The following is a 21318-nucleotide window of genomic DNA, read 5'->3' on the forward strand; positions in this document are numbered from 1 at the left end:
TGGGAGTGAGGGCAAAGGTTCTACCGCAGCGGGCCGCCCCTGGCAAATTCAGGGGTCGTCGCGGTCTGGCCGACCTCGCTATAATCCGAGGTCTTGACCGCCCACCAGGCCATTCCATGCCCCGCTTCCAGACGTTGCTGCTGCCACTGCTACTGACCGCGGCCCTCGCCGCCTGCGACCAGAAACCCTCTCGCGAACAACAGATACTGGCGCAACTGCCACTGCAGGACGCCTATGAGCACAACATCGACCGCATGGCGGCGCTGCTGTCACGCCGCTACCCGCAAGTGCCTGAAGCGAGCATCCGGGATGTCCTGCGCAAGCACCTGACGGTCGACGACCAGCGCCAGGACTTGTTCAAGCTCTACAGCGAGAAGAACTTCAGCGACGCCGAATTCGCCAGCATCGTCGAAGCCATGCAGGACCCGGCCAAGGCCCGCGCCATGGAAGACACCGAGGCTGGCAAACGCCTGAGCGAGAAGCTGACCGCCCTGATGCGCGAAACCGCCCGTGACGCGAAGGTACAGGCACTGGTCGAGCAGCGCATGCAAGATGTCGAGAATGAGCTGGATGCACTGGCAAAGGAAAAGTCAGGTTCCTGATCGACGTTGCACGCGGCTGCGGCGACAATAGCCCACTACACCTATAAAAAGCAGGGTTACTCCCTTTTCGTACCAGCGAGGTCAGGATTGACACACACCAAGCATGGATTGCGCCTGGATCTACGCTCGCTCATTCTGGTTCTTTGCGCCCTGACCGCCTTGGTCATGCTCTGCGCCAGTTATTTCGCCAGCTATCGAGTTCAGCGCCAGTTGCTGATCGACCACGCCCTGGAGGCCAACCGGGTGTACGCAGCAAAACTGGCCTCGATCACTGAGACCTTCATCGCCAGCGCCTTGCGGCAGTTGGCGTTCAGCGCCGGGGTACAAGCCAACCAATTGGCCGATGCCGACGCCCTGCAGGCAGAAACCGATCGCGTGTTGCACCAAGGCATGGCCTTCAACTCGACCTTCGTGGTCGATGCCCAAGGCATCCTGCGGGCCATATCCCCTGCTACATTGCGCCACTACCTGAACACCAAGGTGCAGTCACCCGGTGTTCAGGAAGCCTTGCATGAGCGCAGGGCGCTGGTTTCGACACCCTACCTGTCAGCCGCCAACAACCTGGTGGTGGCACTGTCGCAACCCATCTTCGATAGCAATGGCCGCTACCTGGGGTACGTCGGCGGCAGCCTGTACCTGCGCGAGCGCAACATCCTCAACAGCCTGCTGGGCGAGCACTTCTACAAGGATGGCTCGTACCTCTATGTGGTCGACCGCAATCGCCGCCTGCTCTATCACCCGGACAGCCAGCGAGTAGGCACGGTGGTGGAAGGCAACGCGCTGATCGATCAACTGGCGACACTGGACAGCGGTACCCGCCAGCTTACCAACAGCCAGGGCGTGCCCATGCTGGCAGGCTTCGCCACGGTGCCGAGCGCTCGCTGGGGGGTGGTGGCGCAGCAACCGCTGGAACAGACCGTGGCACCGCTGAGCCGCCTTGTGCTCAACGTGGTGGGCACCTCCGCGCCGCTGGCACTGGTCGGCAGCCTGGTGCTGTGGTGGCTGGCAATGACCATCGCCCGGCCACTCTGGCAACTGGCGGCCGGGGCCAGGTCGATGGACCGCGCGGGCACCGCCGAGCGCCTGCATCGGGTGCCGGCCTGGTACTTCGAGGCGGCCGAACTCAAACGTGCGCTGCTATTCGGGCTCAACCTGCTGCAAGAGCGCATCGGCCGGCTGAACCGCGATGCCCAGACCGACCCGCTGACCGGGCTGGGCAACCGCCGCAGCCTGGATTTCAGCCTGTCGCTGCTGGAGGCCGAAGGGCGGGCATTTTCGGCCATCGTGCTGGATATCGACCACTTCAAGCGGGTCAATGATGGGCATGGGCATGAGGTCGGCGACCAGGTGCTGCAGCGGCTAGCCGAGCTCATGCGGCGTTGTTGCCGCGAAGGCGACCTGCTGTGTCGCACCGGCGGCGAGGAGTTTCTCATGCTGCTGCCGGGGGCCAGCCTGGAGGTTGCCGCAGCGGTGGCGCAGCGGCTGCGGGCGGCGGTGCAGGATACGCCGGTGGAACCGGTGGGGGCAGTAACCGTGTCGCTGGGCGTGGCGCATTGGCCTGGCCATGCAGGCAGCGAGCCTGGCGATGCATTGAGCAAGGCAGACCGGGCGCTTTACAGCGCAAAACAACAGGGGCGCAATCGGGTGTGCGTCGAGGGTTTATAGCGCTGAACCCATACAGCCCGCTCGCCCCCTGAGTTGTTACAAGCCTTGTCATAAAACTGTCGTGTTTCAGTCATAGGATTGACCCCAACCTGACATTTTCACTCTTCATGGATGAGCGTCTCATGCGTCGTGTGGTTTTCAATCAGAAAGGTGGCGTGGGCAAATCAAGCATTGCCTGCAACCTGGCGGCCGCCAGTGCCGCTGAAGGCTATCGCACCTTGCTCGTCGACCTCGACCCGCAGGCCAATGCCACCTACTACCTGACCGGGCTGGTCAATGACGCCATCCCCTCGGGCATTGCCGATTTCTTCCGCCAGACGTTGTCCCCCGCCACCGCGCACGGCAAGAAGCACCGCGTGGCCATCACCGAGACCCGCTACAGCAACTTGCACCTGATCACCGCCAGCCCTGACCTTACCGACCTGCAAAGCAAGCTGGAGAGCAAGTTCAAGATCAACAAGCTGCGCAAGCTGCTGGTGGAACTGGCCGAAGACTACGAGCGGATCTATATCGACACGCCACCGGCGCTGAACTTTTACACCTTCAGCGCGCTGGTGGCTGCCGAACGCCTGCTGATCCCGTTCGATTGCGACAGCTTCTCGCGCCAGGCGCTGCACAGCGTCATGGCCGAGGTGGAAGAACTGCGTCAGGACCATAACCCGACGCTGCAGGTGGAAGGGATTGTCGTCAACCAGTTCGCCGGGCGCACTGCACTGCATCAGACCCTGGTCGATCAATTGCGGGGGGAAGGCGTGCCGGTGCTGCCGGTGTACTTGAGCAGCTCTATCAAGATGCGCGAGTCGCATCAGGTGTCGGTGCCGTTGGTGCATCTGGCGCCGCGGCACAAGTTGACGCTGGAATTTGCCGACCTGCTGGATGTGCTGGAGCGGGCGGCTTGAGCGGACCTGGAACACACCCTACCTCGTTGCTTTAGTAGAGGACAGTGTGGGCAATTGCCTACAGACCCAGCATTTTGGGTGATCAGGGCTACCCGATCACTCATCCGGGTGATAGATTCGCCGCCATGAAAACCACCCGGCAGACCCGCACGCTGAGCGCATGGACGCTCTATGCCAGCGTCCTGTTCAGCCTGTTGCTGTGCGGCCTGCACCACGGCCAGATGGGCGGCCTGCGCCTGGCTGGCCTGGAAGGTGGTTTCTGCTCGATCAGCAGTGAGCATGGCCCGGCCATCGACCTGGATCACGCCGGTGGTGACCAGCACATGGCCCAGCTCGACTGCCCGGTATGCTCCTCGTTCGGCCTGGCAGTACCGCTTGCCCACACCAGCTGGGCGTTCATGCCCACCCAGGCCGGGGTCAACTCACCCATCGTCGTGCGCAGCTGGGCCCAACCGCCGCCACGCTACCTACGCCCCGCCCTCAACCCCCGCGCCTCCCCCGCTGTGCTTCACGCCGCCCTTCAGTTCGCCTGACCTCGACCCGGCGCGCCTCAGTGCGCGCGGGTGGTCAGCCATGACCTTTGCGTGGAAGACACGACAACATGATCCGCAATACCTCCCTGGTGCTCCTCATGGGCACTTGCACTTTCGCCTGGGCCGAAACCGCCCCGCTCGAACTCAACGCCACCACCATCGATGGCGAACGCGACACCCCCTCCGGCGTGCAACTGGACGAGCCGATCCGCACCGGCTCGCGCCTGGGCCTCAGCGCGCGGGAAACCCCCGCGTCGGTCAGCGTCTCGGACCGCCGCCTGATCGAGGCGCGCGACGCCAAGGACAGCCAGGACGTGATCAACGCCATGACTGGCGTCAACGCCTCGGCCAACCCAGGTTACGGCGGCTTCGTCGCCTACCGGGGATTCACCCAGAACCAGGTTACCCAGCTCTACAACGGCATCAACCTGGGCTACAGCAGTGCCACCCGGCCCGTGGATGCCTGGGTGCTCGACCGGGTCGAGCTGATTGGCGGGCCGTCATCCTTCCTGCACGGCGCAGGTGCCGTGGGCGGCTCGATCAACTACATCACCAAGCTTGCCAGCCGTGACCAGCAGACCCTCGACGGGCGCGTACGCTATGGCAGTTACGATGACTCGGAGGTGGCCTTCGGCATCAATCAGGCACTGGCCAGCAACCCCGCCGATGCCCGCCACTTCATGCGCCTGGATTTCAGCCGGGGCCAGGGCAATGGCTACATCGACCGCAACCAGCGACACAGCGACAGCCTGGCATTCTCGCTGCTCAGCGACCTGGCGCCCAACCTGACCCACACCCTGGCGCTGGAGTATCAGGAAGACCGCGAGGACAGCCCCTACTGGGGCTCGCCGATCCTGCCCGGGCGCAGCACGATGAAAATCGACAAAAGCCGCCGCTTTGAAAACTACAACGTCGCTGACGGTCGCTACGAACAGCGGGTACGCTGGCTGCGCTCGATCCTCGACTACCAGCTCAGCGACAGCACCAGGGTGCAAAATACGCTGTACCACTACAATGCCCAGCGCGACTACCGCAACGTCGAACGCTACAGCTACACCCCTGATGGCAAGGTGCAGCGCAGCAGCCCCTACCTGCAAAGCCACGACCAGAACCTGCTGGGCGATCGCATCGAGTTGCGCCATGACAACACGCTGTTCGGCTTCGCCAGCCAGTGGTCGCTGGGGCTGGAGTACTCGCGCATGCGCCAGACCCTCTACCCGACGTCGAGCAGTTGGAGCGACGTCGTCGACGCCGACCATTTCGACCCCGGCAGTTTCGACGATATCCCAGGGGTAAATGCCGGGCTGACCAAACAGCGCCGCCACGAAGTCACCAACCGCGCGGTGTTCGCCGAAAACCGCTTGCAACTGACCGATCGCCTGGCCTTGCTGACTGCCCTGCGCTACGACTACCTGGACATGCAAGTGACCAACTATGGCGCGGTCTCGCCGACTTCGCCGGCGTTCTTCGAGCGCCGCTGGGAGCCGCTTTCCGGGCGCATCGGCCTGACCTACGCGCTGACCCCCACCGCCAGCGTATACGCCCAGTACAGCAGCTCTGCGGATTTGCCGGCCGGTTCGCTGGCGGCGGCGACCTATTCCAACGTGGGCTTGTTCGACTTGTCCAAAGGCGAGCAATGGGAAGTCGGCAGCAAGTTCGACTTCCTCGACGGCCGCGCCGCCGCCACCCTGGCGCTGTACCAGATCGTGCGCAAGGACTTTGCCGTGCGCGACTCCAACGATGCCAACCTGACGGTGCAGGCCGGCCAGCAGACCTCGCGCGGTGTCGAGCTGTCCGGGCGGTTGCAGGTCACGCCCAAGCTGCTAGCCGAGGCCAACTACGCCTACGTCGATGCGCAGTACGATGCGTTCAACGAAGCAGTCAACGGGGTATCGGTATCGCGCAAGGGCAATGCCCCGGTCAATGTCCCGGCCAACGTCGGCAACCTGTGGCTGACCTACAGCTTCACCCAGGCGTGGTCGGCAGGGGTCGATGGGCGCTACGTGGGCTCGGTCTATGCCGACAACGCCAACACCCTCAAGGCACCGGCCTACACACTGTTCGGCGCTTTCGCGCGCTACCGGCTGGATGAGTACACTACGGTCACCGGGCGGGTGCGCAACATGACCGACGAGGTGTATGCCAAGCAGGCCTACAGCAGCCAGTACTACATGGGTGCCCCGCGCACCTTCGAGCTGGCGCTGGATATGCGCTTCTGACCAACCGGCTCTGGCGCGGGGGTTACCTCGCGACAGGGCCGCCAGTGATAAGCTTCCACCTTCATGATCAGCCGGCTCACGAAGACACCCGGCTACCGCTTCAGCAAGGACGTTCACGTGTACAAGACACTGCCCCCCGCGCTTCTCGGCGCGGCCCTGATTACCCTGATTGGCTGCCAATCGTCCCCTTCCGCCGACCGACCGGCAGACGTCGATCCGCAAGCCCTGAAAACGTTCACCGTCAACACGCAGCAAGCCTTGCAGCGGAGCATCGCCCTGGCCCCAACCGGCGAGCAGATGGGCGCCGTTACGCTACAGGTCACCTTCGACCGGCAAAGCGCGCCGGTCGCCTGCAAGGCCGAAAAAGCCCCGTTCGAGTATGGCGCGCTGCTGCCTGCCGATGTAACGCCCACCGACCATCAGGCGCTGGCGAACCTGGTCGAAGCCCTGTGCTGGAAGACCATCTACCCCGTCGTGCCGGCGGCGTTGTACAACGACGATGAAACCGTCGAAGTGCGGGCGCCGATCATCGTCCAGCTACCTCGCGCGGTTCAGGCCCCCGGCACCGCCCGCTACCGGGCCATTGCCCAACGCGAGTACTTCTGGCAACAACTGCTGCGCGATCTGCCGGTCACCAGCATCGGCAAGGCCTCGGTGTTCTACCAGGCCAACGCACAAGGCAAGGTCGACGGCTGCCTGGTGCAGCTTTCCCCCAACCCGCTGCGCGAGGACGCCTTCCGCCTGGACGGCAACCTGCAGGCGCAACTCAACAGCCGTTGCATGAAGCTCGACCTGAGCAAGATGCCAGGCTTCAGCAGCAACGAGCAGGGCAAGGCCGAAGGCTACAGCGAAGTCGACTATGCCCCGTGGATGGTGGGTTTGTAGGAGCGGCCTTGCGTCGCGAAAGGGTCGCGCAGCGGCCCCAGGTTGTGTGGCGCAGCAAAAATCGCCGGGGCCGCTTCGCAGCCCTTTCGCGACGCAAGGCCGCTCCTACAGAACGGTTGAAACAGGTATCCCGATGTCGCCCTCGACGAAGCACCCGCAGGCGCTCGCCGCTCTACTGGACAGCACAACAATGATGACGCGGCCCGACCGTGTCACGTTCATTCAGGCTGCCAATGGAAACCGGAGAGCATCCGCATGTCCACACCTCATGAGGTATCCCCCGCCACCCTGCGCCGGGTGATCGCCGCCTCGGCCATCGGCAACTTCGTCGAGTGGTTCGACTTCGCCGTCTATGGCTTTCTCGCAACCCTTATCGCCAGCCAGTTCTTCGCCAGTGAAGATGCCAGCGTGGCCTTGCTCAAGACCTTCGCCGTGTTTGCCGTGGCGTTTGCCCTGCGCCCGCTGGGCGGGATCGTGTTCGGCGCGCTGGGCGACCGCCTTGGGCGCAAGCGCATTCTGTCGTTGACCATCTTGTTGATGGCCGGCTCCACCACCTTGATCGGTTTGCTGCCGACCTATGCCAGCATTGGCCTGGCGGCCCCTGTCCTGCTAACCCTGGCCCGTTGCCTGCAAGGCTTCTCGGCAGGCGGCGAGTATGCCGGTGCCTGCGCCTACCTGATGGAACATGCGCCAAACGACAAGCGCGCGTTCTACGGCAGCTTCGTGCCGGTCTCGACCTTTTCCGCCTTTGCCTGCGCGGCGGTGATCGCCTATGGCCTGGAAGCAAGCCTGTCGGCCGAGGCCATGAGCAGCTGGGGCTGGCGCGTGCCATTCCTGATCGCCGCCCCGCTGGGGTTGGTGGGCCTGTACCTGCGCTGGCGCATGGAGGAAACCCCGGCGTTCCGCGAAGCCGTGGCACAGGGCAAAGAACATGAGCATTCACCGCTCAAAGAGACCCTGCGCAACCATGGCCGGGCCATCCGCAACCTGGGGGCGTTCATCTCGCTGACGGCGCTGTCGTTCTATATGTTCACCACCTACTTTGCCACCTACCTGCAGCTGGTCGGCAACCTGACCCGCGCCCAGTCGCTGCTGGTAACCACCGTGGCCTTGCTGTTCGCCGCCGTCGGCTGCCCGCTGGCTGGGGCGTTTTCCGACCGGGTGGGGCGGCGCAAGACCATTGGCTTTACCTGCCTGTGGGTGATGATCTGCGTGTTCCCTGCGTATTGGCTGGCCAGTTCCGGTTCGCTGTTCGGGGCGCTGCTGGGGGTGATTCTGCTGGCGGTGGGTGCGTTGTGCAGTGGCGTGGTGACCGCGGCATTACTGTCGGAAAGCTTCCCGACGCGGACCCGCTACACCGCCTCGGCGATCACCTACAACGTCGCGTATACGCTGTTTGGCGGCACTGCGCCATTGGTCGCTACCTGGTTGATCGGGCAGACCGGCAGCAGCCTGGCACCGGCATTCTACCTGGTGGTGATTGCACTGGTGGCGCTGGTGGGCGGGTTGGCGCTGCCGGAGACGTCGCGGATTTCTCTGCATGATGAGGCAGGCGTCGACGGCGTGCAGATTACAGCGCGTAGTAACGTTTGAGCGTATGGGGCCGCCTTGCGGCCCCGGCATTCTCAGCCTTCTTGCTCCTCATCGCGCCGATACGCCCACTGGTACAACGCCGGCAGCACCAGTAACGTCAACGCCGTCGACGACAGGATCCCGCCAATCACCACGGTCGCCAGCGGCCGCTGCACTTCTGCTCCGGTCCCGGTCGCCAACGCCATCGGAATGAACCCCAGCGATGCCACCAGCGCGGTCATCAGCACCGGCCGCAAGCGCGTCAGCGCGCCCTCTTCGACCGCCGTGCGCAAGGGACGCCCTTCCTCGCGCAGGCTGCGGATAAAGGCGATCATCACCAGGCCATTGAGCACCGCCACCCCCGACAGGGCGATAAAGCCCACCCCGGCCGAAATGGACATCGGGATATCCCGCAGCCACAACGCCAGTACCCCCCCGGTCAAGGCAAACGGGATACCGGTGAACACCAGCAAGCCATCCTTGAGGTTGTTGAACATCATCAGCAGCAGCGCCAGCACCAGCAGCAAGGCCACCGGCACCACCACCTGCAGACGCTCGGCCGCCGACTGCAACTGCTCGAACTGGCCACCCCAGCGCGTCCAGTAACCGGGCGGGATCTGTACCTGCTCGATCAGGGCCTGTTCGGCCTGGCGCACAAACGATCCAAGGTCGCGCCCGCGCACGTTGGCACTGACCACCACCACGCGCTTGCCATCCTCACGGCTGACCTGGTTCGGCCCCAACTGCAGGTTCAGTGACGCCACCTGCGACAGCGGGATGAAGCCGATCTGGGCAGCACCGGCTGCGCTGCTGGCCGGTACCGGAATCAACAGGCCAGAAAGCCCGTCGACATCGGTGCGCAAGGCCTCGGACAGCCGCACCACCATGTCGAAACGCCGGTCGCCCTCATACAACGTGCCGGCCGTGCGCCCGCCCACGGCAATGGCGATGGCGTCCTGCACGTCGCCCACGTTCAGGCCATACCGGGCAGCCTTGTCGCGGTCGATGTCAATGGTCAGCACCGGCAAGCCCGTGGTCTGCTCGACCTTCACCTCAGAAGCGCCTGGTACGTTCTGCAGGCTGCTGGCGACCGCTGCGGCGGTACGGTTAAGCACGTCCATGTCATCGCCGAAGATCTTCACCGCCACATCACTGCGCACGCCCGAAATCAGTTCGTTGAAGCGCAACTGGATCGGTTGCGACAACTCGTAGTTGCTGCCCGGCACACTGGCGGCGGCGCGCTGCACCTCGGCAATCAATGCTTCACGCGATTTACCCGGGTCAGCCCATTGCGCATGCGGGCGCAACATGACGTAGGCATCGGAGATGTTCGGCGGCATCGGGTCGGAGGCGATTTCGGCGGTACCGGTACGGGCAAACACGCGCTCCACCTCCGGGACCTGGGCAATGATCGCCCGTTCCAGGCGCTGCTGCATGTCCACCGACTGCGTCAGGCTGGTGCCTGGCACACGCAGGGCTTGCAGGGCGAAGTCGCCCTCGCTGAGGCTGGGGATGAACTCGCTGCCCATGCGGCTGGCCATCACCCCGGACAACAGCACCAGCACCGCCGCCGCACTGAACGCCAGCTTGCGGCGGCCCAGTACCCAGCCCAGCACCGGTGCATAGCGCTGGCGCGCGGTGCGCATGACCAGGCCTTCTTCTTCCTTGACCTTGCCGGTCACGAACAGCGCAATTGCTGCGGGCACGAAGGTCACCGAAAGGATCATCGCGCCCAATAGGGCAATGACCACGGTGAAGGCCATAGGGTGGAACATCTTGCCTTCGACCCCGGTCAGGGCAAAGATCGGCAGGTACACCACCATGATGATCAACTGCCCGTAGATCAGCGGGCGGCGTGCTTCACGGGCGGCGGCGAACACCTCGTGGAAGCGCTCGGCACGGGTCAGCATGCGGCCATGGCGTTGCTGCGCGTGGGCCAGCCGGCGAATGGCGTTTTCGACGATCACTACCGCGCCATCGACGATGATGCCGAAGTCCAGCGCGCCAAGGCTCATGAGGTTGGCGCTGACCTTGTTGCTGAACATGCCGGTGAAGGTGAACAGCATCGACAACGGGATGACCATGGCGGTAATCAGCGCGGCGCGGATGTTGCCCAGGAACAGAAACAACACGGCGATGACCAGGATCGCGCCTTCGATGAGGTTTTTCTTTACCGTGGCGATGGCTTTTTCGACCAGGTTGGTACGGTCGTACACGGTGACCGCAACCACCCCCTTGGGCAGGTTGCGGTTGATCTCGACCAATTTGGCCGCAACCGCCTGGGAGACCGTGCGGCTGTTCTCGCCGATCAGCATGAACACCGTGCCCAATACCACCTCCCGGCCATTTTCGGTCGCCGCCCCGGCGCGTAGCTCTTGGCCGAGGCCAACCTGGGCGACATGGCTGACGCGTATGGGGGTGCCATCGACGCTGGAAATAACGATGTTGGCGATGTCTTCGGCGGAGTCCACCTGGCCCGGTGCGCGAATCAGCAACTGCTCGCCATTGCGCTCGATATACCCAGCACCGACGTTGGCATTGTTGCGCTCCAGCGCCGCGATCAGGTCATTGAGGGTGAGCTTGTAGGCGGCCAGGCGCTTGAGCTCGGGCGCGATCAGGTACTGCTTGGCATGGCCACCGATGCTGTTGACCTCGGCCACCCCGGGCACGTTGCGCAACTGCGGCTTGATGATCCAGTCCTGGATGACGCGCAGATCGGTCTGGGTGTAGGGCGTACCGTCGTCCTTGAGCGCGCCCTCCTCGGCCTCGACGGTCCACAGGAAGATCTCCCCCAATCCGGTGGAAATCGGCCCCATGCCCGCCTCGATGCCCTCGGGCAACTGCTCCCGCGCCACTTGCAGGCGCTCATTGACCAGTTGCCGGGCGAAGAACAGGTCGGTGCCGTCAGCGAAGATCACCGTGACCTGGGACAAACCCGAACGTGACAACGAACGGGTCTGCTTCAGGCCAGGCAGGCCGGCCATGGCCGTCTCGATGGCGAAAGTGATGCGCTGCTCGGTCTCAAGCGGTGAGTAGCCGGGCGCGGCGGTATTGATCTGCACCTGGACGTTGGTGATGTCCGGGACTGCATCGATCGGCAGTTGCTGGTAGCTGTGAATACCCACTGCGGCCATCAACAGCACGGCAAGCATCACCACCAGGCGCTGCTCGATGGCGAATTGGATCAGACGTTCGAACATGGGTGCGTTCCCGGTTTCAATGGCTGTGCTCGGCAGAACCTTTGCCAAGCTCAGACTTGAGGACGAAGCTGCCGGCGGTGGCAACCTGGGTGCCTGCCGCCAGCCCGGCGGTGACTTCCACCTGGCCTGCGTCGCGGCGGCCGGTCTGCACCGGGCGCGCTTCGAAGCCTTGCTCGGTGCGGACAAACACCACGGTCTGCGCTTCCCAGGTCTGCAGAGCGCTTTCCGGCACCACCACGGCGGCGCCGGCGCGCTCGACGCTGACCGCGATGTTCACGAACAGCCCAGGGCGCCAGGCGCCATTGGGGTTGGCCAGGGTGGCACGCACGGTGGCGGCGCGGTTCTGCTCACCGAGCAGGCTGCCGACATAGTTGACCTTGCCCTCGACCTCGGCCCCCAGGTCCGGTGCACTGACCGTGACGCTGCGGCCGGTGACCACTCTGTTCAAATCGCGCGGGGCCACGGCGAACGTCGCCCAGACACGGCTGAGGTCGGACAAGGTGAACGCATTGCTGGTCTCGTCGACCACCTCGCCCACGGTCAGGTGCTTTTCCACCACCACCGCATCGAAGGGGGCACGCAGCTCATAGCGGTTGCCGGCGCCGGCCGGGCCGACTGCCGCGACCTTCTGCCGGGCGTTTGCCAAGGCGATCTCGGCCTCTTGCAACGCCTGTCGAGCCTGCAGGTAATCTTGTTCGGCACTGATGCGTTCCTGCCACAGCTGTTGTTCACGCTGGAAGGTCAGGCTTGCCAGCTCCAGGCGGCGCTGCGCGGCCTGTTGTTCGCTGCGCAGGTCGGAAATCTGCTGGCTGGCGATCACCGCCAGCACCTGGCCGCGCTTTACCGCCTGGCCAAGGTCAGCCTGCACCGACTCCACCACGCCAGGTACACGGGGTACGACGTGGGCGGTGCGGTCTTCATCGAAGCGAATTTCACCCGGGAAGTTGATGGCGGTGCCCAGCTCACGAGGGCCGGCCGCCGCCAACTGCACGCCTGCCGCCTCGATCTGGGCGCCGGACAGGTGCAGTTGGCCCACCTCGTCTTCGTGGTCTTCGCCGGCCTGTTCATCAGCGTGGCCGTGGCTATCTTCGCCATGCGCGTCGTGTTGGGCTTCGCCGCTGCTGGCCTGGCCGAGGTTGCCGGTCCAGGCCAGGCCACCGAGGCCGAGCACGGCCAAGGCGACAGCCAGCATGGCAATCTTGCGTGGGTTATCCATTGTTGCTCCTGCTGTAGGATTTTTTGCGAATCACAAACTGCCTTCGAGGTCGCCATAGACCCGCTCGAGCTGGGCCCGCGCATCGGTCGCCGCGGCCAATGCAGCCAGATACAACCCGCGCGCCTCAATCAACGTGCGCTGGGCATCGAGCACATCGAGGAAGGCGAACTTGCCCATCTCGAAGCCGCGGGTGGCGGTGTCCACCGCCTGCTGCGCCGAGGGCAGGATGGTGCGGTCGTAGGCCTGCACCTCCTGCATGGCCGTGGCCCACTGGCTGAGGGCGCTGCGGGTTTCACTGCGCAAGCGCAGCTCGACAGCATTGCGCAGGTCACGTGCCTGGTCGGCCCGGCGCGCGGCCACCAGCACGTTGCCCTGGTTGCGGTCGAACAACGGCAGGGGCATGGACAGCCCGACCACATTGACCCGCTCGCGGTCCTCGCGGCTGTACTGGCTGCCAAGGCTGACGGTGAGGTCGGGGATGCGTTGGGCCTTTTCCGAGCCCAGCGACGCTTCACCGCGTTCGACCTGCGCCGCTGCCAGGCGCCACTCGGCGGTTTGCTCGACCTTGTCGAGCAGGGCCTCGGCCGTGGGCGCGGCACCCGGCGACAGCTTGGCGGCTTGCAGGTGGTCGAAGGTCGCCAGCGGGCTACCTGTCAGCCGCGCCAAGGCCTGGTAGGCCACGCTGCGCTGCGAAGCCGCGCGGCCTACCTCAGACTGTGCCTGGGCCAGTTGCACCTGGGCGCGCGTAGCCTCCACCGGCGAAGCCTGGCCGGCCGTAACACGCCCTTGCACCACACGCAGCCCACGCTCGGTCAGCGCCTGCGACTGCTGCGCGAGTTCCAGCGCCGTTTGCGCACGCAACGCCGTGTGAAAGGCCTGTACCACATCGGCGCGCAAGCCATTGCGCTGTCGCTCCAGTTCAAGCTGGGCGATGGCCTGCCCGATGGTGGCCACGGCGACGCGCGCCCCGCGCTTGCCACCCAGTTCAAATGGCTGGCTCAGGGTGACGGTGGTAGTGCGGGTATCGCGGCGAGTGTCCTCTGCCTCCCAGGACAGTTCCGGGTTGGGCAGCAAACCCGCCTGGTGCCGCTCGCCCTCGGCGACACCCACTTCACGGCCGGCGGCGGCGAGTTCCGGGTTATGCGCAAAAGCGGCGGCCAGCGCTTCAGGCAGGCTCAGGCCGGCATTGGCCTGGGCACTGCCGATGGCCGCCAATAGCAGGCTGAGCAAGGCGATCTTGCGGGGGATGGCATGGGTGCGGGGCACGAAACAGGTCCTCGTCGGCGAGCGTTGGCGAGGGACTGTAGGGTGGCGTGCTTATCGGGGTGGTGGCGGCAACATTACAATTCTGTCATCCGAAGAATGCCGGCCATGGCGCAAAACGTCCGGTTATCGCCCACTATCCGGCCACAGCGGCTCCATGCAATTGACGAAACTAACCAGGTGGTACAAATATAAGCGCAACCAAAAACAACAAAGCGATGCCTGTCATGAAGCCCCTTATTCTTGTGCTGAACGGCCCTAACCTGAACATGCTGGGCACCCGCGAGCCTACCCAGTATGGTCGCGAAACCCTCGCCGACCTCGCCCAGGGCTGCGCCGACAGCGCCCACACCCTGGGCCTGGATATCGAATTTCGCCAGACCAACCACGAGGGCGAACTGATCGATTGGATCCACGCGGCCCGTGGCCGCTGCGCCGGTATCCTGATCAACCCCGGCGCCTGGACCCACACCTCGGTGGCCATCCGCGACGCCCTGGTTGCCAGTGAACTGCCGGTCATCGAGGTGCACCTGTCGAACGTGCACAAACGCGAACCCTTCCGCCACCTGTCGTTCGTCTCGTCGATTGCCGTTGGCGTGATCTGCGGCCTCGGCAGCCATGGCTACCGCCTGGCCCTGAGCCATTTCGCAGACATGCTGCGGGAGCAGGCAGCATGAGCAAACAAGCCATCCTCGCCGGCCTGATCGGCCGTGGCATCCAGCTGTCACGCACCCCGGCGCTGCACGAGCACGAAGGCGACGCTCAAGCGCTGCGCTACCTTTATCGCCTGATCGATGCCGATCAGTTGCAGTTGGACGACAGCGCCCTGCCCGGCCTGCTCGATGCCGCACAGCACACCGGCTTCACCGGGCTCAACATCACCTACCCGTTCAAGCAGGCGATTCTGCCGCTGCTCGACGACCTGTCGGATGAAGCGCGCGGGATCGGCGCGGTGAACACCGTGGTGCTCAAGGACGGCAAGCGGGTTGGCCACAATACCGACTGCCTGGGTTTTGCCGAAGGCATGCGCCGCGGCTTGCCAGATGTGGCACGCCGGCAGGTGGTGCAGATGGGAGCTGGCGGCGCCGGTTCAGCGGTGGCCCATGCCCTGTTGGGTGGCGGCGTGGAACAGCTGGTGCTGTTCGAGGTGGACACTGCGCGGGCGCAAGCACTGGTCGACAACCTCAACGCGCACTTCGGCGCAGGCCGAGCAGTGGTCGGTACAGACTTGAGCGCGGCAGTGGCCGAGGCAGACGGGTTGGTCAATACCACGCCAGTGGGCATGGCCAAGCTGCCGGGGACGCCGTTGCCGGTGGCGCTGCTGCACGCACGTTTATGGGTGGCGGAGATCATCTACTTCCCGCTGGAAACCGAACTGTTGCGGGCAGCGCGAGCGCTGGGCTGCCGTACGCTGGACGGCAGCAACATGGCGGTGTTCCAGGCGGTCAAGGCGTTCGAACTGTTCAGCGGGCGCGAGGCCGATGCGGGGCGGATGCAGGCCCACTTTGCCAGTTTCAGCTGAACCGGCATCGGCAATTTCGCGGGTTTGCCCCGCGAAAGTGCCGGCACAGGCCGATCAAGCCTTTTCATCCAGCAATGCCTGTATCACCTGTTCCTGCGCGCCATAGTCCCCCTCGCCAAAATGCACATGGCGTACCTGCCCTTTGCGGTCGACAAAATAATGCGCCGGCCAGAACTGGTTGCCCCAGGCATTCCACACCTGATGGTCGTTGTCCACTGCCACGGGGTAAGCGATCCCCAGCATGGCCACCTTGTCGCGCAAGGTTGCAACATCATGCTCGTAATCGTATTCAGGCGTATGCACGCCGACCACGACCAGGCCCTGGTCGGCGTAGCGCCGTGCCCAGTCATTCACATGCGGCAGGCTGCGCTGGCAGTTGATGCAGTCCCAGGTCCAGAAGTCCACCAGCACCACCTTGCCTTTGAGTGCCGGCGCATCCAGTGGCGGGGAGTTCAGCCACTGGCTGGCGCCCACCAGCGAAGGCATGGCGCCGTAACTGTCGCCTGCATTCAGGTAACCGGCCAGGCCCAGGCTTGTCAGCGCCAGCGCCAGGCCGCCCACCTTCAGCGCCAGGCGCCGATCAATTCTCATGGCAGCCGCCGGTGGCGTAGGAGCGGTATTGCACGCTCCGCTGCTGCCCTTTGGAGTCGAGATAGTCCATGCGGGTGTTGACCAGGCCGCAGGTGTTGCTTTGATCATCCTGCACCGACAAGACTTTCTTCACATCCAGGTGATCACCGTAACGGTACTGCATGACACTGGCATCGTTCATCGGCGCCATGGCGGCCTGGGCGGTCAAGGCGCCGAAGCTGAGCACGGCAAGCAGGCTGGCGCTGGCGATGGATTTGAGGTTCATGGCAACTCTCCTGTGGAACGCTGGGGGTGGGGAGGATTGCTCCCCGGTCGAGAGCCATTACACGTCCGCCAGGTATCCCGTATGTGTCACCTGAGCCTGTGATCTGCTTCCTCCTGTATCTGTACCCGCAGCAGATACACTGCAATACAAAGCCCCGCAGGCAAGCCCGATAACGCTCGGTACACTGCGCCCACCCCCTTCCACACAGGAACGCTGCGCATGGAACACGTCGATCACATCCTGATCGTCGACGACGACCGCGAGATCCGCGAACTGGTCGGCAACTACCTGAAGAAGAACGGCCTGCGCACCAGCATCGTCGCCGATGGCCGGCAGATGCGCGCCTTTCTCGAAGCCAACAGCGTCGACCTGATCGTCCTCGACATCATGATGCCCGGCGACGATGGCCTGTTGCTGTGCCGTGAACTGCGCGCCAGCAAGCACCGCAACACGCCGGTGCTGATGCTGACTGCGCGCAACGATGAAACCGACCGCATCATCGGCCTGGAGATGGGCGCCGACGACTACCTGACCAAACCGTTCTCCGCACGCGAACTGCTGGCCCGCATCAATGCCGTGCTGCGCCGCACGCGCATGCTGCCGCCCAACCTGACCATCAGTGAAAGCAGCCGCCTGCTTGCCTTCGGCCCGTGGCGCCTGGACACCACCGCACGCCACCTGCTCGACAGCGAAGATACCCTGGTGGCCCTGAGCGGCGCCGAGTACCGGCTGTTGCGGGTATTCCTCGACCACCCGCAGCGGGTACTCAGCCGCGAACAACTGCTCAACCTGACCCAGGGCCGCGAGGCGGACATCTTCGACCGCTCCATCGACCTGCTGGTCAGCCGCCTGCGCCAGCGCCTGGGGGACGACGCCCGCGAACCTGCCTGCATCAAGACCGTGCGCAGCGAGGGCTATGTGTTCTCACTGCCGGTGCAACTGCTCGAGTCGCCCTCATGAAATGGCCACGTACCCTGGCCTCGCGCCTGGCGCTGATCTTCTTCACGGGCCTGGTGCTGGCCTATGGGCTTTCGTTCGGCCTGCAAGCCTATGAGCGCTACATCAGCAGCCGTTCGATGATGCTCAGCAACCTGGAGCAGGACGTCGCCACGTCGGTGGCCATCCTCGACCGCCTGCCCGCAGCCGAACGCGCTGCCTGGCTGCCACGCCTGGAACGGCGCACCTACCGCTACCACCTTGACCAGGGCCTGCAAGGCCAGGCGATGCCGACCAGCGACCCGCCCATGGCCGCCGATTCGATCGTCAAGGCCATCGGCGACGACTATCGCCTTACGTTCCAGGAGATCCCTGGCCCGAATGCGCACTTTCAGGTGCACTTGACCCTGGCCGACGGCGCACCCCTGACCCTCGACGTCACCCCGGCAAGCGTACCGGTGGCCCGCTGGCTGCCTGTGGTGCTGCTGATCCAGCTGGCCTTGCTGTTGCTGTGCACCTGGCTGGCAGTGCGCCTGGCCATCGGCCCGCTCACCCGCCTGTCGCAGGCGGTGGACAACCTCGACCCGGACAAGCCCGGTGTACAACTGGACGAAAGCGGCCCACGCGAAGTGAAGTACGCCGCCGTCGCCTTCAATGCCTTGCAAGCGCGCATCGCGGCCTACCTCAAGGAGCGCATGCAGCTGCTGGCAGCGATTTCCCACGACCTGCAAACCCCCATCACCCGCATGAAGCTGCGCGTCGAAGTGATGGACGAGGGGGTCGAGAAAGACAAGCTGTGGCATGACCTGAGCGCCATGGAGCACCTGGTACGCGAAGGTGTGGCGTATGCCCGCAGCATGGACATCAACACCGAGGCCCCGTGCCGGATCAACCTCGGCGCGTTCCTCGACAGCCTGGTGTTCGATTACCAGGACAGCGGCGCCCAGGTCGAACGCCACGGCAACGCCGATGGCCTGTTGGAAACCCGCCCACATGCACTGCGCAGGGTGCTGGTCAATCTGGTGGACAATGCCCTCAAGTTCGCTGGCAAAGCACAACTGGAGGTCAGCCGTGAACAGGGCTGCACCCGAATTCGGGTACTCGATGACGGCCCCGGTATCCCGGACGATGAGCTCAATGAGGTGCTCAAGCCCTTTTACCGGGTAGAAAGCTCGCGCAACCGCAGTACCGGGGGCACAGGGCTGGGGTTGGCGATCGCTCAGCAATTGACCCAGGCCATGGGCGGGCGCTTGACCCTGAGCAATCGCCAGGGCGGCGGACTGTGTGCAGAAATCGAGCTGCGGTGAGTTCAGGCCCTACTCCTGGCTTACACAACCGATGGCTACAGTCCGATACACACTGACGCATCCACCGACACACTGCCGATACGCCACCGCTACACACTCCTGGCCACACAATGGCACACCAGGAGTTACAGCGATGAAACCGCTAAGCATGACGGCAATCACCCGCGCGTTCACCCGTATCGACCGTATCGGCAACTGGAGCGCCGACCTGCCGCTGCGGCTGTTTCTGGCCTGGGAGTTCTTCGAGTCTGGCTGGGAGAAATTCACCGGCTACAACTGGTTCGGTCACCTGCAGTCGAACTTGCCGTTTCCCTTCAGCGCACTGCCGGCAGAACTGAACTGGCAACTCTCGATGTGGGCCGAATTGGTGCTGCCTGTGCTTCTGCTGCTTGGCCTGGGTACGCGGCTGGCCTCGGCCGGGCTCATGGTCGTTACTGTGGTGGCCATCGCGGCGGTGCACTGGCCGGCACAGTGGTCGGGCCTTGGGGAGCTGGCACAGGGGTATGCGATCACCGACCAGGGCTTTGGCAACTTCAAGTTGCCAGTGATCTACTTGGTGGCATTGCTGCCACTGCTGCTCCAGGGCGCCGGCCGTCTGAGCCTTGACCATTGGCTCCGGGCACGGCTCGCGGCCAGAGGCTGAATAGCAATGAAATGATTATTCAGGATAGGTTGGTAACCCCAACCCTATCCCCTGCCTGCCTCAGCCTGCCCCGGCAACCGTACCGATAACAACCCCTTGCGCGCGCAAGCTTTCCAGCAGTGCCAAGCCCTGCCCCTGGTCCGCTGCCAGTGCTTGCAGGCGCTCCCGCCCCGTGCCCCCCACCTCGGCCAGCAAGCGATAGGCCATGGGCGCCAGACGGGCGAAGCGCACCTGCAACCCGACATCTCGGTAGACCAGCAGCAACGTGGGCGCCTCAGGCGCCGCCTGCGGCTGATAGCCAGGGCCGATACGCTCGACAGGCCAACGGTAAGCCAACACCCTGGCCATGCACGACAGCAGCGGCTCGCCCTGCAGCAGGTCCCCCTGCGGATCATGCGCCGGGTCCTGGGCATCGCTCAGGTACAGCTGGGCTTCGACCCACTCGTAGTGGGCGAGCTCCAGCTGCCACGGAGCATCGAGCTCGACACCCTGGAGGTAGTCGATGAACGTCTCGGCGATTTCGGTGAACAAAGGTGTCTGGCTGCGGTAGTTGGCATAAAAATCACGCACCCGGGCATGCCAGTGCGGCTCGCCCAGGGTTTGCCGCATCACCGGGAAGCTGCCGGCCAACAGACCCTCGATGGTGTCGTAGAACAGTTCACGGTAAACCTTCAAGCGGCGCGCTTCGATGCCAGGCGGTGGGGCATGCCGGGCCGGATCACGCAAATGCCGCGCCAGTGTGTACTGCTGTTCACGCAACACTTCGCGCATGCGCCACCTCCTGCTGCACAGCACGCATGCGGGCGAGTTCGTCGAGCAGTTCGGCCAATGGCGGGTAATTGAAGTCACGCTCAAGCACCGTCGGCTTGGCGCCGAAACACTTGCAGGCCATCGCGAACAAGGCCCACACATCTTCTTTTACCGGTGCTCCGTGGGTGTCGACCTTGAGGTCGGGGGCCTCATCGTAGTGACCCGCCACATGCATGCCGATGACCCTCGCCTGTGGCAGCCCCTGAAGGAACGCCTGCGCATCGTAAGCATGGTTGCACGCGTTGACGAACACGTTGTTGACGTCCAGCAGCAGGTCGCAATCAGCCTCGTCGAGCACCGCACGGATGAAATCCAACTCGCTCATCGCCTGGTAAGGCGCTGCGTAGTAGCTGATGTTTTCCACGGCGATGCGCCGCTGCAGGTGGTCCTGGGCCTGTCGGATCCTGGCGGCAACGTGATGTACCGCCTCTTCGGTGAAAGGCATCGGCAACAGGTCATAAAGGTGGCCGTCATCGCTGCAGTAACTCAAGTGTTCGCTGTACAGGCGTACCTGGTAGCGATCGAGGAAGTCACGGGTCTGGTCCAGAAAGCTCCGATCAAGCGGCAGGCTGCCGCCAAGGGACAGGGACAGGCCGTGGCAGGCCAGGGCAAAGCGTTCGGTCAGTTGCGCCAGGCCTCGGCCATAGGCACCGCCAACAGCGATCCAGTTTTCCGGCGCACATTCGAGAAAGTCCACTGCGCCCTCTTCAAGGGTCAACAACTCGGGCATCAGGCCACGGCGCAGGCCAAGGCCTGTAAACAAGCGAGAGGTAGTCATCGATAAGTCTCCGCAACATGCACAACGCCCCACCTGACCAGCAGGCGGGGCGTTTTAGCATTTCAAAGATTGAAGTCAGGACTTACCGGTCACCTTGGCATCACCCGCCTTGCCAGCGGCGCCACATTTACCTTCACCGCATTTACCTTCGCCCTCGCTGGCCTTCTTGTCGCCACCGCATTTGCCTTCACCTTGGCTGGCCTTGTTGCTGCCCCCGCACTTGCCTTCGCCACATTTGCCCTCGCCGGCAACCTTAGCCGAAGCCAGTTGATAACCCTGGGACAGGGGCTCGACAGCGAACGCGCTGCTGCCAAAGGCCATGCTGCCGAGCAGTGCGGCGCCGAGCAGGCCGAGGGTGTTCCGTGCATGAGTCATGATGTTGCTCCACTGTGGTTGGGGTGTGGAGCCATTA

The 21318-nt window shown here is 64.2% G+C and carries 19 protein-coding genes and 1 pseudogene; 12 read left to right on the top strand and 8 right to left on the bottom strand.

The window, feature by feature from the left end; genetic code table 11:
• Positions 1–116 precede the first annotated feature (116 nt).
• The 7 genes from HU770_RS04710 (at position 117) to HU770_RS04740 (ending at position 8396) form a co-directional block, all read left to right on the top strand.
• Positions 117–602: a hypothetical protein gene (locus HU770_RS04710; RefSeq protein ID WP_186654908.1), complete on the top strand. Its 486-nt coding sequence runs from the start codon at positions 117–119 to the stop codon at positions 600–602.
• 87 nt (positions 603–689) lie between these two features.
• Entirely contained in the window at positions 690–2267 is a 1578-nt protein-coding gene (locus HU770_RS04715; RefSeq protein ID WP_186663162.1) for a diguanylate cyclase, read from the top strand.
• Positions 2268–2389: 122 nt separating this feature from the next.
• Positions 2390–3166 carry a ParA family protein gene (locus HU770_RS04720; protein ID WP_033698961.1) on the top strand — a complete coding sequence of 259 codons (777 nt, stop codon included), beginning with the start codon at positions 2390–2392 and terminating at the stop codon, positions 3164–3166.
• Positions 3167–3291: 125 nt separating this feature from the next.
• Positions 3292–3699, top strand: a complete 408-nt coding sequence (locus HU770_RS04725; protein ID WP_186663163.1) for a DUF2946 family protein — start codon at positions 3292–3294, stop codon at positions 3697–3699.
• Positions 3700–3767: 68 nt separating this feature from the next.
• Entirely contained in the window at positions 3768–5918 is a 2151-nt protein-coding gene (locus HU770_RS04730) for a TonB-dependent receptor (RefSeq protein WP_186663164.1), read from the top strand.
• A gap of 117 nt (positions 5919–6035) precedes the next feature.
• Entirely contained in the window at positions 6036–6803 is a 768-nt protein-coding gene (locus HU770_RS04735; protein ID WP_186663165.1) for a hypothetical protein, read from the top strand.
• Between the two features lie 255 nt (positions 6804–7058).
• Positions 7059–8396 (top strand): MFS transporter, encoded by a 1338-nt coding sequence (locus HU770_RS04740; protein ID WP_186663166.1) that lies wholly within the window; start codon positions 7059–7061, stop codon positions 8394–8396.
• A gap of 32 nt (positions 8397–8428) precedes the next feature.
• On the opposite strand, the gene HU770_RS04745 is transcribed toward HU770_RS04740, so the two are convergent.
• Genes HU770_RS04745 through HU770_RS04755 form a run of 3 tightly spaced genes read right to left on the bottom strand, consistent with a single transcriptional unit; the run spans position 8429 to position 14039 of the window.
• Positions 8429–11575: a CusA/CzcA family heavy metal efflux RND transporter gene (locus HU770_RS04745; protein WP_186663167.1), complete on the bottom strand. Its 3147-nt coding sequence runs from the start codon at positions 11573–11575 to the stop codon at positions 8429–8431.
• 16 nt (positions 11576–11591) lie between these two features.
• Positions 11592–12791 carry an efflux RND transporter periplasmic adaptor subunit gene (locus HU770_RS04750; RefSeq protein WP_186663168.1) on the bottom strand — a complete coding sequence of 400 codons (1200 nt, stop codon included), beginning with the start codon at positions 12789–12791 and terminating at the stop codon, positions 11592–11594.
• Between the two features lie 30 nt (positions 12792–12821).
• The gene (locus tag HU770_RS04755) at positions 12822–14039 is read right to left on the bottom strand and encodes a TolC family protein (protein ID WP_186663310.1); all 1218 of its coding nucleotides are present in this window, start codon (positions 14037–14039) and stop codon (positions 12822–12824) included.
• A 242-nt stretch (positions 14040–14281) separates the two neighbouring features.
• Between HU770_RS04755 and aroQ the strand changes: the two genes are divergently transcribed.
• Together aroQ and HU770_RS04765 are read left to right on the top strand one after the other, a co-directional pair.
• Positions 14282–14731 (top strand): type II 3-dehydroquinate dehydratase, encoded by a 450-nt coding sequence (aroQ, locus tag HU770_RS04760; RefSeq protein ID WP_186654935.1) that lies wholly within the window; start codon positions 14282–14284, stop codon positions 14729–14731.
• A complete protein-coding gene (locus tag HU770_RS04765) occupies positions 14728–15576 on the top strand; it encodes a shikimate dehydrogenase (RefSeq protein WP_047581061.1) in 849 nt (282 codons plus the stop codon). The genes aroQ and HU770_RS04765 overlap by 4 nt, the downstream gene beginning before the upstream one ends.
• 54 nt (positions 15577–15630) lie before the next feature.
• Here the strand turns inward: HU770_RS04765 and HU770_RS04770 are convergent, their stop codons facing one another.
• On the bottom strand, positions 15631–16167 hold the full coding sequence (locus HU770_RS04770; RefSeq protein ID WP_033698975.1) for a thioredoxin family protein: 537 nt from the start codon (positions 16165–16167) through the stop codon (positions 15631–15633).
• On the bottom strand, positions 16157–16432 hold the full coding sequence (locus HU770_RS04775; protein ID WP_186654937.1) for a DUF2790 domain-containing protein: 276 nt from the start codon (positions 16430–16432) through the stop codon (positions 16157–16159). The genes HU770_RS04770 and HU770_RS04775 overlap by 11 nt, the downstream gene beginning before the upstream one ends.
• A gap of 219 nt (positions 16433–16651) precedes the next feature.
• Here HU770_RS04775 and HU770_RS04780 point away from each other — a divergent pair, with 219 nt between their 5' ends.
• The 3 genes from HU770_RS04780 (at position 16652) to HU770_RS04790 (ending at position 19318) form a co-directional block, all read left to right on the top strand.
• Positions 16652–17392 (top strand): response regulator, encoded by a 741-nt coding sequence (locus tag HU770_RS04780; protein WP_033698977.1) that lies wholly within the window; start codon positions 16652–16654, stop codon positions 17390–17392.
• Complete coding sequence (locus HU770_RS04785) at positions 17389–18675, top strand: HAMP domain-containing sensor histidine kinase (RefSeq protein ID WP_186663169.1); 1287 nt, start codon at positions 17389–17391, stop codon at positions 18673–18675. Before HU770_RS04780 ends, HU770_RS04785 begins: the two co-directional genes overlap by 4 nt.
• 148 nt (positions 18676–18823) lie before the next feature.
• Positions 18824–19318 carry a DoxX family protein gene (locus tag HU770_RS04790; RefSeq protein ID WP_186663311.1) on the top strand — a complete coding sequence of 165 codons (495 nt, stop codon included), beginning with the start codon at positions 18824–18826 and terminating at the stop codon, positions 19316–19318.
• A gap of 60 nt (positions 19319–19378) precedes the next feature.
• Here HU770_RS04790 and HU770_RS04795 read toward each other — a convergent pair whose 3' ends face one another.
• From HU770_RS04795 to HU770_RS04805, 3 genes and pseudogenes are all read right to left on the bottom strand, one after another.
• Positions 19379–20089, bottom strand: coding sequence for a putative DNA-binding domain-containing protein (locus HU770_RS04795; RefSeq protein ID WP_186663170.1), 711 nt, complete (start codon positions 20087–20089; stop codon positions 19379–19381).
• On the bottom strand, positions 20070–20906 hold the full coding sequence (locus HU770_RS04800; protein ID WP_186654954.1) for a DUF692 domain-containing protein: 837 nt from the start codon (positions 20904–20906) through the stop codon (positions 20070–20072). The genes HU770_RS04795 and HU770_RS04800 overlap by 20 nt, the downstream gene beginning before the upstream one ends.
• A 114-nt stretch (positions 20907–21020) precedes the next feature.
• Positions 21021–21281, bottom strand: a pseudogene (locus HU770_RS04805) (EF-hand domain-containing protein); the annotation flags it as partial.
• Positions 21282–21318: the final 37 nt, after the last annotated feature.

It is taken from the genome of Pseudomonas sp. SWRI68, assembly GCF_014269165.1.
Lineage (GTDB): Bacteria > Pseudomonadota > Gammaproteobacteria > Pseudomonadales > Pseudomonadaceae > Aquipseudomonas > Aquipseudomonas capeferrum.

What these genes read in the sequence shown, in the direction of transcription:
- HU770_RS04710 (WP_186654908.1), top strand. Translation starts at nt 117, where the DNA reads ATGCCCCGCTTCCAGACGTTGCTGCTGCCACTGCTACTGACCGCGGCC.
- HU770_RS04720 (WP_033698961.1), top strand. Translation starts at nt 2,390, where the DNA reads ATGCGTCGTGTGGTTTTCAATCAGAAAGGTGGCGTGGGCAAATCAAGC.
- HU770_RS04725 (WP_186663163.1), top strand. Translation starts at nt 3,292, where the DNA reads ATGAAAACCACCCGGCAGACCCGCACGCTGAGCGCATGGACGCTCTAT.
- HU770_RS04730 (WP_186663164.1), top strand. Translation starts at nt 3,768, where the DNA reads ATGATCCGCAATACCTCCCTGGTGCTCCTCATGGGCACTTGCACTTTC.
- HU770_RS04740 (WP_186663166.1), top strand. Translation starts at nt 7,059, where the DNA reads ATGTCCACACCTCATGAGGTATCCCCCGCCACCCTGCGCCGGGTGATC.
- HU770_RS04745 (WP_186663167.1), bottom strand. Translation starts at nt 11,575, where the DNA reads ATGTTCGAACGTCTGATCCAATTCGCCATCGAGCAGCGCCTGGTGGTG.
- HU770_RS04750 (WP_186663168.1), bottom strand. Translation starts at nt 12,791, where the DNA reads ATGGATAACCCACGCAAGATTGCCATGCTGGCTGTCGCCTTGGCCGTG.
- aroQ (WP_186654935.1), top strand. Translation starts at nt 14,282, where the DNA reads ATGAAGCCCCTTATTCTTGTGCTGAACGGCCCTAACCTGAACATGCTG.
- HU770_RS04765 (WP_047581061.1), top strand. Translation starts at nt 14,728, where the DNA reads ATGAGCAAACAAGCCATCCTCGCCGGCCTGATCGGCCGTGGCATCCAG.
- HU770_RS04770 (WP_033698975.1), bottom strand. Translation starts at nt 16,167, where the DNA reads ATGAGAATTGATCGGCGCCTGGCGCTGAAGGTGGGCGGCCTGGCGCTG.
- HU770_RS04775 (WP_186654937.1), bottom strand. Translation starts at nt 16,432, where the DNA reads ATGAACCTCAAATCCATCGCCAGCGCCAGCCTGCTTGCCGTGCTCAGC.
- HU770_RS04780 (WP_033698977.1), top strand. Translation starts at nt 16,652, where the DNA reads ATGGAACACGTCGATCACATCCTGATCGTCGACGACGACCGCGAGATC.
- HU770_RS04785 (WP_186663169.1), top strand. Translation starts at nt 17,389, where the DNA reads ATGAAATGGCCACGTACCCTGGCCTCGCGCCTGGCGCTGATCTTCTTC.
- HU770_RS04790 (WP_186663311.1), top strand. Translation starts at nt 18,824, where the DNA reads ATGACGGCAATCACCCGCGCGTTCACCCGTATCGACCGTATCGGCAAC.
- HU770_RS04795 (WP_186663170.1), bottom strand. Translation starts at nt 20,089, where the DNA reads ATGCGCGAAGTGTTGCGTGAACAGCAGTACACACTGGCGCGGCATTTG.
- HU770_RS04800 (WP_186654954.1), bottom strand. Translation starts at nt 20,906, where the DNA reads ATGACTACCTCTCGCTTGTTTACAGGCCTTGGCCTGCGCCGTGGCCTG.